Genomic DNA, 13,879 nt, shown 5'->3' on the forward strand with positions numbered 1-13,879 from the left:
GCGTCAGCGCCTGATTTTTCATCGTCCCCGGGCGGCGGACGGCGCCGCGCCGCGGCGGGCCATGACCGTGGCGGCCAGTTCGCAGGTATAGCGTTCCAGCGTGCTCAACGCGCCATCCATGGCGGCGGCGTCGCGGCGGGCGAGGGCGGCCGCGATGGCGCCGTGCAGGTCGAGGATGCGGGCCCGGTCGCGGGCGGTGAAGATGATCATGTTCATCAGCGGCTCGATCGCCTCGATGGCGCCCGCCAGCTGGTAGGACAGCACCGGGTTGGCGGCGCTGTCGACCAGCGCGCGGTGGAAGGCGACGTCGGAGGCGCAGAACGCCTCGTCGCTCAGCGCCGGATCGCCCTGGCGGGCGAGCTCCCGGTCCATGCGGGCGAGGTGGCCGGGCGTGCGTCGTGCAGCGGCCAGCGCGGTGCAGGCGCGTTCCAGCGCGAAACGGGCCTCGCAGGCGGTGTCGAAGTCCACGGCGTTCATCGACAGCAGGAGCGTCGCGGTCGTCACCTGCTGGTCCTGCGCCTCCTCGAACGACAGCCGCCGCACGAAGGCACCGCCGGTTGCGCCGCGGCGGGTGCGGATCAGGTTCTGCGCGGCAAGCCGCTTCAGCGCCTCCCGCACGGTGGGGCGGGAGACGCCGAACTGCTCGGCAAGCTCGGCCTCGGAGGGCAGGCGCGCGTCGACGATCAGCGCGCCCGAGACGATGGCATCGCGGATTTCGCCGGCGATCCGGGCCGAGAGGTCCTGTTCGGTCATGTCGCGATCCTTCGCCATATCCGTCGCCGTTCGGCGGCCCGGCGCGGGCGGAAATGTCAGACGATTAATTGTTTGACATTTAACTACCGCCACCCGAAACCTGCAAGGGCGACCGTGTCATCGGGAGTCTTGATGCCGTCCTTCCTTCCCCTGCGCAGCGTCCTGTGGATCGGCTTCTTCGCCGTGATCCTTGTGGCTTGGTGGGTGATGTTCGACATGTCGCGGTCGATGGGCACGGACCTGTTCGGGCGGATGCCGACCGGCATGGCCGGGATGGAGCGTCCGATGGCGTCGCCGGGCTTCGCCACCCTGGCGCCGATGTGGGCGGTGATGATGGCGGCGATGATGCTGCCGACGCTGGTGCCGACCCTGCGCGCCTACGAAGATCTGATCCGCGCCGCCGACGGCTCGCGCGCGGGCTGGCTCGGGGTGATCCTCGGATATTTCACGGTCTGGATCGGCTTCGCGCTGCTCATCGCGGCGGCGCAGGTAGCGCTGACGGGGGCGGGGCTTCTCGACGCCATGGGCGCGGCGACGGCCGGCTGGGCAAGCGGCGCGCTGCTGGTCGCCGCGGGCGCGTTCCAGTTCAGCCGGATGAAGGCGGTCTGCCACGGGGTCTGCCATTCGCCGATGTTCTACTTCCTCGGCCACTGGCGCGCCGGCTTCGTGGGCGGTCTGCGAATGGGCCTTGGCCTTGGCGCCTTCTGCGTCGGCTGCTGCTGGATGATCATGGCGCTTGGCTTTGCGGGGGGCGTGATGAACCTGTTGTGGATGGGCCTCGCGACGCTGTTCATGGTGGCCGAGAAGCTGCCGCAACTCGCGCACCGCGTCGTCCGGCCTGCGGGGGTCGCGCTGATGCTGGCGGGGGCGGCGGTCTGGATGCAGGCCCTCGGGCTTTTGGGATAGGAGGGGCGGAGATGGCGGAGACGAGGAAGCGCGCGCCGGCGGACCGGCTGACGGTGCGGGACCGGATCGTGCAGCAGATGGGCAACCCGACGCGGCGCAAGATGCAGCCGGCCGAGTGGCGGATGCAGGGCGAGCTGTTCCTGAACTGCTCCTGCACCACCTTCTGCCCCTGCGTCGTGTCGCTGGGGGCGCATCCGCCGACCGAGGGCCACTGCCACGCCTGGATGGCGATCGCGGTGGACAAGGGCCATTTCGAGGGCGAGCCGCTGGACGGCATCAACATCGGCCTGCTCGTGGATATCCCGGGGCGGATGGGCGAGGGCAACTGGAAGGTCGCCGCCTACATCGACGAGCGCGCCTCGCAGAAGGCCTACAACGGCCTCCTGAAGATCCTGTCGGGCGCGGCGGGCGGCACCACCGGCCTGTTCACCTTCCTCGTCTCCGAAATCATCGGCGCCGAGCGCGAGAAGGTCGAGATCGTACGGGACGGCCGCAGGCGGTCGATCGTGATCGGCCGCAAGATCCAGGGCGAGATCGAGATGATCGGCGGCAAGTCGGCGGAGCATCCGGTGATGGTGACGAACTCGAAATACTGGATGGGGCCGGACATCATCGCGGCACAGGGCGTCAAGTCGAAGGTGCGGGACTATGGCCGGGTCTGGGACTTCGGCGGCAAGTCCGCCGAGATCTGCCCGATTGACTGGTCGGGGCCCGGAAAGTGATGGGGAAGTGATGCCGACATGATGACGCCCGAGCTGTGCCGGACGCTTGCCCGCTACAACAGGTGGCAGAACCTGAACCTCTACGGCGCGGCCTCGACGCTGGACGACACGGCGCGGCGGCAGGACCGGGGCGGCTTCTTCCGCTCGATCCAGGAGACGCTGTCGCATCTGGTCTGGGGCGACCAGACCTGGATGTCGCGCTTCGCGGGCTGGGAGAAGCCCGCCGTCGGCATCCCCGGCAGCGCCGCCTTCATGCCGCTCTGGGACGAGATGTGCGCGCGCCGGGCCGAGATGGATGGCAAGCTCGTCATCTGGGCCGACACGCTGGAAGAGCCGGACCTGGCCGGCGAGCTCGCCTGGTTCTCGGGCGCGCTCGGGCGGGACGTGAGCCGGCCCAAGGCGATGTGCGTGATGCACATGTTCAACCACCAGACCCACCACCGCGGGCAGGTCCACGCGATGCTGACGGCGGCCGGGGCGAAGCCGTCGGACACGGACCTGTTCGTGATGCCGGAGGATTTCTCCTGAGCGCCCCGGCCGTTGCATCCGCCAGTGCATCCGCCGGTGCGTCCGGCCCCCCGAGAGGTATCCGATGGCCCTGATCTCTCCGTCCCGGCGGCTGCGCCGTACCCCCTTTTCCGACGGCGTGGAGGCGGCCGGGGTCAAGGGGTACACCGTCTACAACCACATGCTGCTGCCCACGGTCTTCCGGTCGGTCGGGGAGGATTACCGCCACCTGAAGACCGCCGTGCAGGTCTGGGACGTGGCCTGCGAGCGGCAGGTGGAGCTGCGCGGGCCCGACGCGGCGCGGCTGATGCAGATGCTGACGCCGCGCGACCTGAGGGGGATGCTGGCCGGTCAGTGCTTCTACGTGCCGATGGTGGACGAGACGGGGGGCATGCTGAACGATCCCGTGGCGGTGAAGCTGGCCGAGGACCGCTGGTGGATCTCCATCGCCGACAGCGACCTGCTGCTCTGGGTCAAGGGCATCGCCTATGGCTATCGCCTCGACGTGCTGATCGACGAGCCCGATGTCTCGCCGCTGGCGGTGCAGGGACCGAAGGCGGAGGAACTGATGGTGCGCGTCTTCGGCGAGGCGATCCGCGCCGTGCGCTTCTTCCGCTTCGGCTGGTTCGGCTTCCAGGGCCACGACCTGCTGATCGCGCGCTCGGGCTATTCCAAGCAGGGGGGCTTCGAGATCTACGTCATCGGGTCCGAGGTCGGGATGCCGCTCTGGGACGCGCTGTTCGCCGCGGGCGCGGATCTGGACGTGCGGGCAGGCTGTCCGAACCTGATCGAGCGGATCGAGGGCGGCCTGCTGAGCTATGGTAACGACATGACGCGGGAGAACACGCCGCACGAATGCGGGCTGGGGCGCTTCTGCAACGTCGAGACGGCGATCGGCTGCATCGGACGCGACGCGCTTCTGCGTGTGTCGATGGAGGGTCCGGTGCGCCAGATCCGCGCGATCGAAATTCCCGGCGATCCGGTGCCGCCCTGCGACCGGATCTGGCCGCTGACGGATGGCAGGGGGCGGCGGGTCGGCCGCGTGACCTCGGCCGCGGCCTCGCCCGATTTCGGCGGCAACGTCGCGATCGGCATGGTGCGGATGACCCACTGGGACGAAGGCACCCGGCTGGTGGTCGAGACGCCGGTTGGGGAGCGGGAGGCCGTCGTGCGGGAGAGGTTCTGGTTGTGATCGCCGCGCACCCTCTTCCGGCGTTGCGCTGGTTCGGGGTGCGGGACCGGGGCTCTGCCCCGGACCCCGGGATATTTAAGAAAGCAAAGATGATGGGGTGCTGGGGAGGGTTCACGCTTTCCCTGTTGCTCGAAGACCGTCGAACTGGTGCCGAGGCGCGGTGGCGGACTTGTTGGAACCCGGGGAGGCGTGGAGCATCTTCGGAAGTGGAAGAAGGAGGAACGCGATGTTCAGGGCTCTGGTGGTCGAGAAGGACGAGGACGGCAAGACCCGTGCGGGCGTGCAGGAGATCGGCGAGGACCGGCTGCCCGAGGGGGACGTGACCGTCGCGGTCGAGTACTCGACGGTGAACTACAAGGACGGGCTGTGCATCGGGCCGGGCGGCGGGCTGGTGCGGAAATATCCGCATGTGCCGGGAATCGATTTCGCCGGGGTCGTGGAGACGTCGGAGGACGGTCGGTACAGGCCCGGTGACAAGGTGGTGCTGACCGGCTGGCGGGTCGGCGAGGTTCACTGGGGCGGCTACGCCGAAAAGGCGCGGGTGAAGGCCGACTGGCTGGTGCCGCTGCCCGAGGGGCTGACCACGCGGCAGGCGATGGCCGTCGGCACCGCCGGCTTCACCGCGATGCTGGCGGTGATGGCGCTGGAGGATCACGGGCTGAAGGCCGGGGCGGGGCCGGTGCTGGTGACGGGGGCCGCCGGCGGGGTCGGCTCGGTCGCGGTGGCGGTGCTCTCGGCGCTCGGTCACGAGGTGGCGGCGGTGACGGGGCGGCCGGAGACCGGGGACTATCTGAAGGAGCTCGGGGCGTCGCGGATCGTCGCGCGGGAGGAGATTGCCGAGACGGTGAAGCGGCCGCTGGAGGCCGAGACCTGGGCGGGTTGCGTCGATGCCGTGGGCGGCGCGATGCTGGCGCGGGTCCTGGGGCAGATGAAGTACGGGGCGAGCGTCGCCGCCGTGGGTCTGGCGGGGGGGGCCGCGCTGCCCGCCACGGTGATTCCCTTCCTGCTGCGCGGCGTGAACCTGCTGGGCATCGATTCGGTGATGCAGCCCTACGAGAACCGGGTCCGCGCGTGGAAGCGGATCGCCGAGGTGCTGCCGATGGACAGGCTCGAGGCGATGGTGGTGCCCGCGGTGCTGGAGGATCTGCCGAGGCTCGGGGGCGACATCCTCAAGGGGCAGGTGCGGGGCCGGGTCGTCGTGGACGTGAAGGGCTGAGGTCCGGGCGCGGCGGTGCGGGACGGTCCCGAGCCGCCGCATTCCGCCCGGTGCCGACCACGGCACCTTCGGCGAACGCCAGGCCTGCCCCAAGTCGGCGCCGGAGAGAGGGCCGATAAAGCAGCGCTGTTGCAGCGATGAAGTGCGAGTCTGGGAAGATCGTTTCCCGTCGCCCCCCGCCGCCAAGGGCGGTTGTCACCGGGAGGGGGGGAGTGGCGCGGTTGACGGGGCTCGAACCCGCGACCCCCGGCGTGACAGGCCGGTACTCTAACCAACTGAGCTACAACCGCGCGTGGGGGCTGATTAGGCTGTGCGCCGGATGGCGTCAAGCGCCGAAACCCGCTGCGGCGGAATTATTTGCAGGCGGCGGCGAGAGGGGCGAGGCGGGTCCAGATCACCGGGAAGGTGACGACCGGCACGCCGAGCAGGACCTCGTCGATCCGCGCGCCCTCGGTGCCGCCGAGACCGCGGTAGAATGCGCGGGCGGGGTGGTTGTCGGCCAGCACGGTAAGCCAGACGCGGGCCTCGTCTTCCGGAATCAGTGCCACCGCGGCGGCCATGAGCCAGCGGCCGATGCCGCCGCCGCGGCGCTCCGGGTCGACGTGGAGATTGTCGATGTAGGGCCAGCCCTGGTTGCGCTTCAGCCGGAGGAATCCGGCGAGCGTGTCTCCGTCGCGGGCCACGATCACGCCTTCGGGCAGGCTCGCCCATGTCCGCGCCATGTGCTCGGTCAGGGGCGCGCCGAGGGGGCCTTGCCCGAGGAGCGGGCCGTAGGCGGCGCGCCAGCTGGCCGTGTGGAGCGCGCTGAGGGCCTCGAGGTCGGCGGGGCGGGCGGGATCGACCGTCAGGCTCACCGGTCGGGCAGGGGGATGAACTCGGCGCTGTCGCCCGCGGGCAGCTGGAATCGGCCGTGTTCCCAGTCGCCGCGCCGCCAGGCCTCCTTCGCCTCGTCGATCCGCTCCTTCGACGAGGCAACGAAGTTCCACCAGATGTGCCGCGAGCCCTCCAGCGTCTCGCCGCCGAGCAGCATCACCCGTGCGCCCTGCGCGCCCGCGGTCATCGAGACGCGGTCGCCGGGGCGGAAGACCATCATCCGGCCGGCCGCGAAGGTCTCGCCCGCGATGGTGACCTCGCCCGCGACGACATAGGCGCCGCGGTCCTCGTGGTCGTCTGGCAGGGGCAGCTTCGCGCCGGGGTCGAGCAGGGCATCGAGGTAGAACATCTCGGACGGTGTCCTGACCGGGGCGCGTTCGCCGTAGGCGGTGCCGAGGATCAGGCGCAGCCGCTTGCCCTCGCCCTCGAGCTCGGGAAGGTCGGCCTTGGCGGCGTGCTGGAAGCTGGCCGGGTCGTCCTCGCGATCCTTCGGCAGGGCGACCCAGGTCTGGATGCCGAAGAAGGGCATGGGACCCGCCTGCGTCGCGTCGTCGGTGCGTTCGGAATGGGTGATGCCGCGGCCCGCGACCATCCAGTTCACCGCGCCGGGTTCGATCCAGGCGTCGGTGCCGAGCGAATCGCGGTGATGCATCCGCCCGTCGAAGAGGTAGGAGATCGTGGCGAGGCCGATGTGGGGGTGGGGGCGGACGTCGAGCCCCTTCCTCGGCAGGAACTCGGCGGGGCCCATCTGGTCGAAGAAGATGAAGGGTCCGACCATCTGGCGGCGCGGCGCGGGCAGGGCGCGGCGCACCTCGAAGCCGCCGAGGTCGCGGGCGCGGGGGACGATGACGGTCTCGATGGCGTCCACGGCGTCGCCGGTGGGGCAGTCGGGGTCAAGGGCGGGGTTCCAGCTCATGGCGCTCTCTCCTGTTCCAGCCTTGCCAGCCAACGCCGGGGGGCGGGCGGGGTCAAGGGGCGGTGCGTGGCGTGACCGACAGGCGGATGCCGTCGCGGGCGCGCACGGTCAGGTGGGCGACGGGAACGGGGGTGTGGCCTGCGACGGGCGCGACCTGCCAGCGGGCGAGCAGGGTGGCGAGCAGCAGCGGCCCCTCGACCATGGCGAACCCCGCGCCGGTGCAGACGCGGGCGCCGCTGGAGAAGGGAATGTAGGCCTCGCGCAGGCAGGCGCGGCCGTTCTCGGTGGCGAAACGCTCGGGGTCGAAGCCATCGGGATTGTCCCATAGGCGCGTGTGGCGATGAAGGTGCCAGGGGCTGAGGACGACCTGCGCGCCCTTCGGGGCGGTGCGGTCTCGGAAGCTCTCGCGCCGCGTCGTCTCGCGCACCATCATCGGCACGGGCGGGTAGAGGCGCAGCGTCTCGCGGAACACCTCGCGGGTGAAGCGGAGGGCGGAGAGGTTAACGAACTGCGGGTCGGCCATGAACTGCCGTGCTTCCGTGGCGCAACGGTCCTGCGCCTCGGGATGCGTCGCAAGCAGGTAGAGCGCCCAGGCGAGGGCGGAGGCGCTGGTCTCGTGGCCCGCAAGGAAGAAGATCGCCACCTGGTCCACCATCTCGGGCGTCGAGAGGGGGGTGCCGGTGACGGGATCGACCGTTGTCATGATCTTCGTGGCGAGGTCGTCGGGGGCATGACCCGCGTCGATCTCGGCCTGCCGCGCCTCGGTCAGGGCGGTGATGAGGCGGCGGATGGTGCGGGCGGTCTCGCGCGTCCGGCGCCCATGGAAGCGGGGCAGCCAGCGGGGCAGGGGCACGAAGGCCGCGAGGTTCACGATGGGCTGGCTGCGCTGGTGGGCGCGGAACTGATCGAACACCTCGGCGGCGACGGCGTGCTCGATCGGGATCGAGAACAGGGTGCGGAAGATCACGTCGGCGGCGGCGTGGGAGGTCTCGGGCTCGATATCCTGCGCGCTGGGGGTGATGCGGTCGGCGGCGGCCTGACCGGCGGCCAGCATCGCCGGGAAGGTGTCGCGCAGGCGGCCGCCCTCGAAGGCGGGGTCGATGATGCGGCGCTGGCGTTTCCAGGTCTCGCCGTTGGTCAGGAACACCGAATCGCCGAGGAGCGGGCGCAGGCCCTCGCCGATGCGGGCCGACTTGGGGAAGTCCATGGGGCGGGTGTTCAGCACCTCGCGCAGGAGCTTCGGGTCGTTCACCATGTAGCTGCGGAAGAACGGCGTGCGGAACTCGGCCATCCAGGCGCGGTAGAGCTTTTCCGGCTGGGCCGAGAGGATGTCGTCGCGGAACAGCTTCAGGTAGCGCCGGAGCGACACCTTCTCGGGACGCGCCGCCGGTTTCGGGGGAATCATGCGGCCATGGAGGTGTGGCGGGAGGCCGCCACGTCGATGCGCGAGCGGCTGTGCGGCCGGCCCTCGTAACGGGCGGCGAGGGTCAGGGGGCCTGCGGTGATGCGGAAATAGTCGTAGTCCTTCGGCCGGTCGAAGGCGCAGAGGTACTGGAAGTGCAGGCGGAAGAACTGGCGCTTGAGTTTCGCCCAGGTCTCCGGCGCGAGGCTCTGCGTGAAGGCGGCGGAGAAGACCAGCGGCCATTTCTGGTCCGGCGGCGCGACGCCTGTAACGGCCACGGGATCGCAGAGCGCGAAGGCGCAGCCGTCGCCCGGTGCGGTGACGTCGACCCATGTCAGCTCGCTCCGCGCGGAGAGATAGTGGAGGTCGGCCCTGAGTCGGGTGGCCCTGGGCAGGAAGCTGACCATCGGGATCACCTGCCCGAGCGACAGGAAGGACAGGGCGGGGCCGTTGGCGGGCACCTGGCCGCTGCGGATCAGGTCGGCAAGACAGGAGACGGCGAGGTGGGCGCCGGAGGAATGGCCGACGACCAGCACCTCGTCCAAATCGCCTTGCAGGGCAGCGGCGATGGTGGCGGTGAACTCGGCCATCCGCTTCTCCAGCGCGGGCGGGTTCGCGCCGCCGTATTTCGCCGAGAATGCATAATCGTGCATCAGGTAATAGGCGTAGATCCGGCCGTCGTTCTTCTTGAACCAGCGCAGGATCAGGAGGCCGACGGCGAGGCCGAGCGCGGCCGAAAGGGCATGGCCGGGCCAGAGCGCCGGATGCCAGGTCGAAAGGTCGGGTCGGATCAGGCGGGAGGCTTCCGCGATGGCCCAGGACAGCAGCGCATAGGCGGCGGCGGCGACGACACAGGCGAGCAGCAGTTGCAGCAGCAGCACCCCCACGGGATAGAGCGCGGCGACGACCGGCCCTTTCCGGAGCCACATCAGGCGGCGCATGGCGCCCGAGGCGATGTAGACCCAGGCGGTGCGCAGGAGCTGCCAGTAGGTCGCGGGGATGGTCGAGGACATCGAGCCCCGCACGATGTCGGACCAGATCAGCACCTCGACATCCGCCTCGACGGTGTGGCCGTCCATCCGTCCGGTGACGCTCCAGCCGTATCGGGCCCCCTTCCGGGGGCGCAGGGCGACCTCGTAGCCCGAGATCCGCGCCTGGTCGGCGGCTTCGCGGCGGTACATCTCGCGGTAGCGGCGGGGATGGATCGGGTCGTAGCCGGGGATGTAGAACACCCGCCGCCGTCGGACCTGACCTGCCGTGCGCTCGCGCTCCATCGCCTCATCCCCTGACCTGCGTCGGCGACGCTAGCAGAGGATGGGGGCGAAAATAAGCCTGCGCTCAGCCGAGTGTGGCGAGGGCGGGGAAGGTTTCCAGCAGCCAGTACGAGAAGCTGGCGAAACCGCCCGTCAGCATCAACAGTCCGATGGTCCAGAGCAGCAGGCCCATGATCCGCTCGATCCGCTCCATGTGCCGCTTCATCCAGGCCATCACGCCGGACAGGCGGGGGAAGAAGGCCGCGACCAGCAGGAACGGGATGCCGAGCCCCGCGGCATAGACGCCGAGCAGGCTGGTGCCCCGGACGATCGAGCCCTCGGAGGCGGCGAGGCCCAGGATCGCGCCAAGCTGCGGGCCGATGCAGGGCGTCCAGCCGAAGGCGAAGGCAAGACCGAGGACATAGGCCCCGAAGGTCGAGCCGCCCCGGTCGCCCGCGTCCATCCGCGCCTCGCGTTCGAGGAAGGGGATGCGGAAGGCGCCGACGAAATGGGCTCCGAAGATCATCACGACGATGCCGGCGACGATGTTGAACCACTCCTGGTACTGCAGGAACAGCCGTCCGAAGGTGGAGGCGGTGAAGCCCAGCAGCAGGAACACCGTGGACAGGCCGAGGACGAAGAACAGCGCCGCCATGATCGGCCGCCGCCGGGTGTCGCCGGTGCCCGACATCTCGGCCATGGTGATCCCTCCCATGTAGGCGAGGTAGGGCGGCACGATCGGCAGCACGCAGGGGCTGAGGAAGCTCAGAAGCCCTCCGACGAGGGCGACGAGCATGGCGGGAAGCAGGCCCGCGTCGAGGATCTCGATTCCGAACATGGCTCCTGCTTAGGGCAGGGTGGCGCCCGCGTCACGGGGCCTTGCGACGGATGGCGTTACAAATCGCCGTGGACAATCTGAAACATTTGCGCGACTCTGAGGGCATGGACGACACGGATGCGGAACTGGATGCTCTGGGGCTGCTGTGCCCATTGCCCGTGCTGAAGGCGCGCAAGCGGCTTGGTGCGCTCGAACCCGGGCAGATCCTGAAGATGCTGGCGGACGATCCCGCCGCCGTGGTCGATGTGCCGCATTTCTGCGCCGAGGCCGGCCATGCCCTGCTGGAGATGCGCACCGAAGGTGCGGTGCTGACCTTCCTTATAAAGCGCGGCCACAAGGCGCCGGGACTGGCGGGCCGCTGAGCGGCGCGGGACCGGTTCTGGGCCTGTTCTGGGCCCGACTCAGGCGCGGCGCAGGATCAGCAGGCGGTTGTTGGCGGGCATCGCGATCAGCGCGGCGAAGTCGAGCCCGTGCGGCGCTGCCTTCTCCCTTATCTCGGCCGTGTCGCGCAGGCCCCAGTCCGCGTTCTCCGCGCGCAGGTTCGCATCGAAGGCGGCGTTGCCGGGGCCGGTCTGCACGCCGGGCTCGGTCATCGGGCCGTAGAGGATCAGCAGGCCGCCCGGCGCAAGGGCCTTGCCCGCGCCTGCGAGGATGCCGTGCAGCACCGCGACGGGGGCGATGTGGATCACGTTCATCGCGATCACCGCCGCGAGCGGCCCGAGCGCCGTCACCTCCGGCGCCGCGGCCCAGTCGGCGGCGGCGTCGAGGTCCAGCGGCGCGGGCAGGGACAGGCCCAGGTGCGCGGCCCATGCGGCGGCCGAGGCGCGGTGGCCCGCGTCGGGGTCCGAGGCCTGCCAGGCGAGGCGCGGGATGGCGAGGGCGAAGTTCGCCGCGTGCTGCCCGGTGCCGCTGCCGATCTCCAGCGCGGTGCCGGAGGCCGAGGCGAGCCACGGGGCGAGCGCCGCGATCACCGGCGGCGAATTGCGCGCCACGACGCGGGAGAAGAGCCTCCCGTCGGGCGCGCTTTCGACATTCGCGGGGGAATAGCGGGCGGTGTGCCCGCTCGTCGGCGCGCCGGTCATTCCGCCGCGCCGGGTCGCATCACTTGGTCGGGCCGATCAGCATGACCATCTGGCGGCCTTCCATCTTCGGGAAGTTCTCGACCTTGCCGATTTCCTTGGTGTCCTCGGCCACCCGCTCCAGCAGGTCGCGGCCCAGGTTCTGGTGCGCCATCTCGCGGCCGCGGAAGCGGAGCGTGACCTTCACCTTGTCGCCGTTCTCGAGAAACTTCACCACGTTGCGCATCTTCACGTCGTAATCGTGGACGTCGGTGTTCGGGCGGAACTTGACCTCCTTGATCTCGATGATCTTCTGCTTCTTCCGCGCCTCGCTCTCGCGCTTCTGCTGTTCGTACTTGAACTTGCCGAAGTCCATGATCTTGACGACGGGGGGCGTGGCGTTCGGCGAGATCTCGACCAAGTCCAGCCCGGCCGCTTCGGCCAGCTGCAGGCCCCGTTCGGGAGAGACGACGCCGATGTTCTCGCCCTCGGCACCGATCAGGCGGATTTCGGACGCCCGGATGCGTTCGTTGACACGGGGACCGGTGTCGCGCACCGGCGGGGCGTTATGAGGTCTGCGAGCGATGGTGGTGTTCCTTGTTTTGTTGGGTATGGCGGAAAATAGCCACTGAGCGCGCCCGGTTCAAGCGACGTTTGGAGCATCGGGGCCCCGCAGGGCGGGAAACCGCAGAAAGCGCCGTTTTGCAGGGGAACCTGAAGGGGCCGGAAGCACTGATCCGGCAAAACCGATCACAGGAGATGACCATGCGTACTACAGCTACCGCCGCGGCCGCGCTGGCCGCCGTTTTCCTTGTCGCCGCCTGCAACGACGACGACGACGCGACCGAGAATACCGAGACCGGCGCCGTCGTGCAGCCGAGCGAGGAAACGACCGACACCGCCGCCATGGACAGCGGCGCGACCATGACCGAGGACACGGCGAGCGCCGGGTCCACGGCGAGCGACCCCGCACCGGCCGCCTCGGGAGACACCGCCATGGGCACCGCCGCCGCGACGGAGGAAGAGACCTCGCGCACCGGCGCCGCCTCGCAGGAAGCGTCGAATGCCGCGGCCGATGCCGCCGCCTCCGGCCAGAACCCGACGACCGAAGCCACCGACGACACCCGCCAGGCCTCCGAGGACTCCGGCACGGTGGGCGCGACGGCCGACCAGCAGGAACTGGCGCAGATCCTTACGGTCGAGAACTTCGACCTGCCGCGGGTCGAGGAAGCGATCCGTGGCTCGGATCTCGACACCGCCCGGCAGGACTCGCTGCTGGAAGAGGTGCAGCAGGCGCAGAACGATCCGGCGCAGCTGGAAACGGTGCTGCCCGAGGTCCGCGACGCCCTCGGCGTGGAGTGATCTTTGGACAGACAATGGATTGGGCGCCCCCCGCGGGCGCCCTTTGCCTTTCAGCCGACGAAGGCCTTCTCGACCACGTATTCCGCGGGATCGCTGTTGGCGCCCTCGCGCAGGCCGAAGCCTTCGAGGATTTCCTTCAGGTCGGTGTTCAGCCCCATCGAGCCGCAGACCATCGCCCGGTCCGTTTCCGGGGAGATCGGCGGCACGCCGAGATCGGCGAACAGCTCGCCCGAGCGCAGCTTGGCGGTGATCCGGCCCATCCGCGGGCTCTGCTCCCGCGTCGTCGTGGGATAGTAGCGCAGCTTGTCCCCCACCAGCTCGCCGATCAGCGGATCGTCCTTCAGGCTGTCCACCAGTTGCCGCCCGTACTCAAGCTCGGCCACGTCGCGGCAGGTGTGGGTCAGGATCACCTCGTCGTAATCCTCGTAGGTCTGCGGTTCGCGGATCAGCGAGGCAAAGGGGGCGATCCCGGTGCCGGTGGCGAAGAACCACAGCCGCTTGCCCGGCAGCAGCGCGTCGTGGACCAGCGTGCCCACGGGCTTCGGGCGCAGGATGATCTGGTCGCCCGGCTGGATGTGCTGGAGCTTCGAGGTGAGCGGGCCGTCCTGCACCTTGATCGAGTAGAACTCCAGCTCGTCGTCCCAGGCGGGGGAGGCGATGGAATAGGCGCGCAGAAGCGGCTTCTGCTTTCCGGTCTTCGGATCCGGATCGCCCATGAGACCGATCATCACGAACTCGCCCGAGCGGAAGCGCAGGGAGGCCGGCCGCGTCACCCGGAACGAGAACAGCCGGTCGGTCCAGTGCTTGACCGAGGTCACGGTCTGCGCGTCGGGCAGGGTGGGGGTGGAGACGTTGTTCACGCGTACATGCTCGTTCATAAT

At 69.7% G+C, this 13,879-nt stretch carries 16 protein-coding genes and 1 tRNA gene; 7 read left to right on the forward strand and 10 right to left on the reverse strand.

The annotated features are described in order from the left end of the window. Window positions 1-18 precede the first annotated feature (18 nt). Window positions 19-753, reverse strand: a complete 735-nt coding sequence (locus A7B20_RS14050) for a FadR/GntR family transcriptional regulator (RefSeq protein ID WP_102109253.1) — start codon at window positions 751-753, stop codon at window positions 19-21. Between the two features lie 132 nt (window positions 754-885). On the opposite strand from A7B20_RS14050, the gene A7B20_RS14055 reads away from it, so the two are divergent. The 5 genes from A7B20_RS14055 (at window position 886) to acuI (ending at window position 5,296) form a co-directional block, all read left to right on the forward strand. After that, window positions 886-1,659: a DUF2182 domain-containing protein gene (locus tag A7B20_RS14055; protein WP_102109217.1), complete on the forward strand. Its 774-nt coding sequence runs from the start codon at window positions 886-888 to the stop codon at window positions 1,657-1,659. A gap of 11 nt (window positions 1,660-1,670) precedes the next feature. Continuing rightward, a complete protein-coding gene (locus A7B20_RS14060; protein WP_102109218.1) occupies window positions 1,671-2,381 on the forward strand; it encodes a DUF1326 domain-containing protein in 711 nt (236 codons plus the stop codon). An 18-nt stretch (window positions 2,382-2,399) separates the two neighbouring features. After that, window positions 2,400-2,909: a DinB family protein gene (locus A7B20_RS14065; protein WP_102109219.1), complete on the forward strand. Its 510-nt coding sequence runs from the start codon at window positions 2,400-2,402 to the stop codon at window positions 2,907-2,909. A gap of 64 nt (window positions 2,910-2,973) precedes the next feature. Next, entirely contained in the window at window positions 2,974-4,080 is a 1,107-nt protein-coding gene (locus A7B20_RS14070) for a dimethylsulfoniopropionate demethylase (RefSeq protein ID WP_102109220.1), read from the forward strand. Between the two features lie 226 nt (window positions 4,081-4,306). Beyond that, window positions 4,307-5,296, forward strand: a complete 990-nt coding sequence (acuI, locus tag A7B20_RS14075) for an acryloyl-CoA reductase (RefSeq protein WP_102109221.1) — start codon at window positions 4,307-4,309, stop codon at window positions 5,294-5,296. 213 nt (window positions 5,297-5,509) lie between these two features. Here acuI and A7B20_RS14080 read toward each other — a convergent pair. The 6 genes from A7B20_RS14080 to A7B20_RS14105 form a co-directional block, all read right to left on the reverse strand. Beyond that, window positions 5,510-5,586 (reverse strand) — tRNA-Asp (locus A7B20_RS14080). A 63-nt stretch (window positions 5,587-5,649) separates the two neighbouring features. After that, entirely contained in the window at window positions 5,650-6,150 is a 501-nt protein-coding gene (locus tag A7B20_RS14085) for a GNAT family N-acetyltransferase (RefSeq protein WP_102109222.1), read from the reverse strand. Further along, entirely contained in the window at window positions 6,147-7,085 is a 939-nt protein-coding gene (locus A7B20_RS14090; RefSeq protein ID WP_102109223.1) for a pirin family protein, read from the reverse strand. The genes A7B20_RS14085 and A7B20_RS14090 overlap by 4 nt, the downstream gene beginning before the upstream one ends. A gap of 52 nt (window positions 7,086-7,137) precedes the next feature. Then, window positions 7,138-8,490: a cytochrome P450 gene (locus tag A7B20_RS14095; RefSeq protein WP_102109224.1), complete on the reverse strand. Its 1,353-nt coding sequence runs from the start codon at window positions 8,488-8,490 to the stop codon at window positions 7,138-7,140. Continuing rightward, a complete protein-coding gene (locus A7B20_RS14100; RefSeq protein ID WP_102109225.1) occupies window positions 8,487-9,761 on the reverse strand; it encodes a hypothetical protein in 1,275 nt (424 codons plus the stop codon). The genes A7B20_RS14095 and A7B20_RS14100 overlap by 4 nt, the downstream gene beginning before the upstream one ends. Window positions 9,762-9,825: 64 nt before the next feature. After that, window positions 9,826-10,578: a cytochrome c biogenesis CcdA family protein gene (locus A7B20_RS14105; protein ID WP_102109226.1), complete on the reverse strand. Its 753-nt coding sequence runs from the start codon at window positions 10,576-10,578 to the stop codon at window positions 9,826-9,828. Between the two features lie 104 nt (window positions 10,579-10,682). Between A7B20_RS14105 and A7B20_RS14110 the strand changes: the two genes are divergently transcribed. After that, the gene (locus A7B20_RS14110) at window positions 10,683-10,940 is read left to right on the forward strand and encodes a sulfurtransferase TusA family protein (RefSeq protein WP_102109254.1); all 258 of its coding nucleotides are present in this window, start codon (window positions 10,683-10,685) and stop codon (window positions 10,938-10,940) included. 39 nt (window positions 10,941-10,979) lie between these two features. Here A7B20_RS14110 and A7B20_RS14115 read toward each other — a convergent pair whose 3' ends face one another. Together A7B20_RS14115 and infC are read right to left on the reverse strand one after the other, a co-directional pair. Beyond that, entirely contained in the window at window positions 10,980-11,660 is a 681-nt protein-coding gene (locus A7B20_RS14115) for a DUF938 domain-containing protein (protein WP_102109227.1), read from the reverse strand. Window positions 11,661-11,679: 19 nt separating this feature from the next. Further along, window positions 11,680-12,192 carry a translation initiation factor IF-3 gene (gene infC, locus A7B20_RS14120; RefSeq protein ID WP_342747264.1) on the reverse strand — a complete coding sequence of 171 codons (513 nt, stop codon included), beginning with the start codon at window positions 12,190-12,192 and terminating at the stop codon, window positions 11,680-11,682. A gap of 209 nt (window positions 12,193-12,401) precedes the next feature. On the opposite strand from infC, the gene A7B20_RS14125 reads away from it, so the two are divergent. After that, window positions 12,402-12,998 (forward strand): hypothetical protein, encoded by a 597-nt coding sequence (locus A7B20_RS14125; RefSeq protein WP_157937689.1) that lies wholly within the window; start codon window positions 12,402-12,404, stop codon window positions 12,996-12,998. 50 nt (window positions 12,999-13,048) lie between these two features. On the opposite strand, the gene A7B20_RS14130 is transcribed toward A7B20_RS14125, so the two are convergent. Then, window positions 13,049-13,858 (reverse strand): ferredoxin--NADP reductase, encoded by an 810-nt coding sequence (locus A7B20_RS14130; protein ID WP_245866943.1) that lies wholly within the window; start codon window positions 13,856-13,858, stop codon window positions 13,049-13,051. Window positions 13,859-13,879: the final 21 nt, after the last annotated feature.

It is taken from the genome of Oceaniglobus roseus (genome assembly GCF_002869745.1).
Lineage (GTDB): Bacteria > Pseudomonadota > Alphaproteobacteria > Rhodobacterales > Rhodobacteraceae > Oceaniglobus > Oceaniglobus roseus.

Bases quoted from the DNA above. Each gene is read 5' to 3' on its own strand.
- A7B20_RS14050 (WP_102109253.1), bottom strand. From the start codon at position 753: ATGACCGAACAGGACCTCTCGGCCCGGATCGCCGGCGAAATCCGCGAT.
- A7B20_RS14055 (WP_102109217.1), top strand. From the start codon at position 886: ATGCCGTCCTTCCTTCCCCTGCGCAGCGTCCTGTGGATCGGCTTCTTC.
- A7B20_RS14060 (WP_102109218.1), top strand. From the start codon at position 1,671: ATGGCGGAGACGAGGAAGCGCGCGCCGGCGGACCGGCTGACGGTGCGG.
- A7B20_RS14065 (WP_102109219.1), top strand. From the start codon at position 2,400: ATGATGACGCCCGAGCTGTGCCGGACGCTTGCCCGCTACAACAGGTGG.
- A7B20_RS14070 (WP_102109220.1), top strand. From the start codon at position 2,974: ATGGCCCTGATCTCTCCGTCCCGGCGGCTGCGCCGTACCCCCTTTTCC.
- acuI (WP_102109221.1), top strand. From the start codon at position 4,307: ATGTTCAGGGCTCTGGTGGTCGAGAAGGACGAGGACGGCAAGACCCGT.
- A7B20_RS14090 (WP_102109223.1), bottom strand. From the start codon at position 7,085: ATGAGCTGGAACCCCGCCCTTGACCCCGACTGCCCCACCGGCGACGCC.
- A7B20_RS14095 (WP_102109224.1), bottom strand. From the start codon at position 8,490: ATGATTCCCCCGAAACCGGCGGCGCGTCCCGAGAAGGTGTCGCTCCGG.
- A7B20_RS14100 (WP_102109225.1), bottom strand. From the start codon at position 9,761: ATGGAGCGCGAGCGCACGGCAGGTCAGGTCCGACGGCGGCGGGTGTTC.
- A7B20_RS14105 (WP_102109226.1), bottom strand. From the start codon at position 10,578: ATGTTCGGAATCGAGATCCTCGACGCGGGCCTGCTTCCCGCCATGCTC.
- A7B20_RS14110 (WP_102109254.1), top strand. From the start codon at position 10,683: ATGGACGACACGGATGCGGAACTGGATGCTCTGGGGCTGCTGTGCCCA.
- A7B20_RS14115 (WP_102109227.1), bottom strand. From the start codon at position 11,660: ATGACCGGCGCGCCGACGAGCGGGCACACCGCCCGCTATTCCCCCGCG.
- A7B20_RS14125 (WP_157937689.1), top strand. From the start codon at position 12,402: ATGCGTACTACAGCTACCGCCGCGGCCGCGCTGGCCGCCGTTTTCCTT.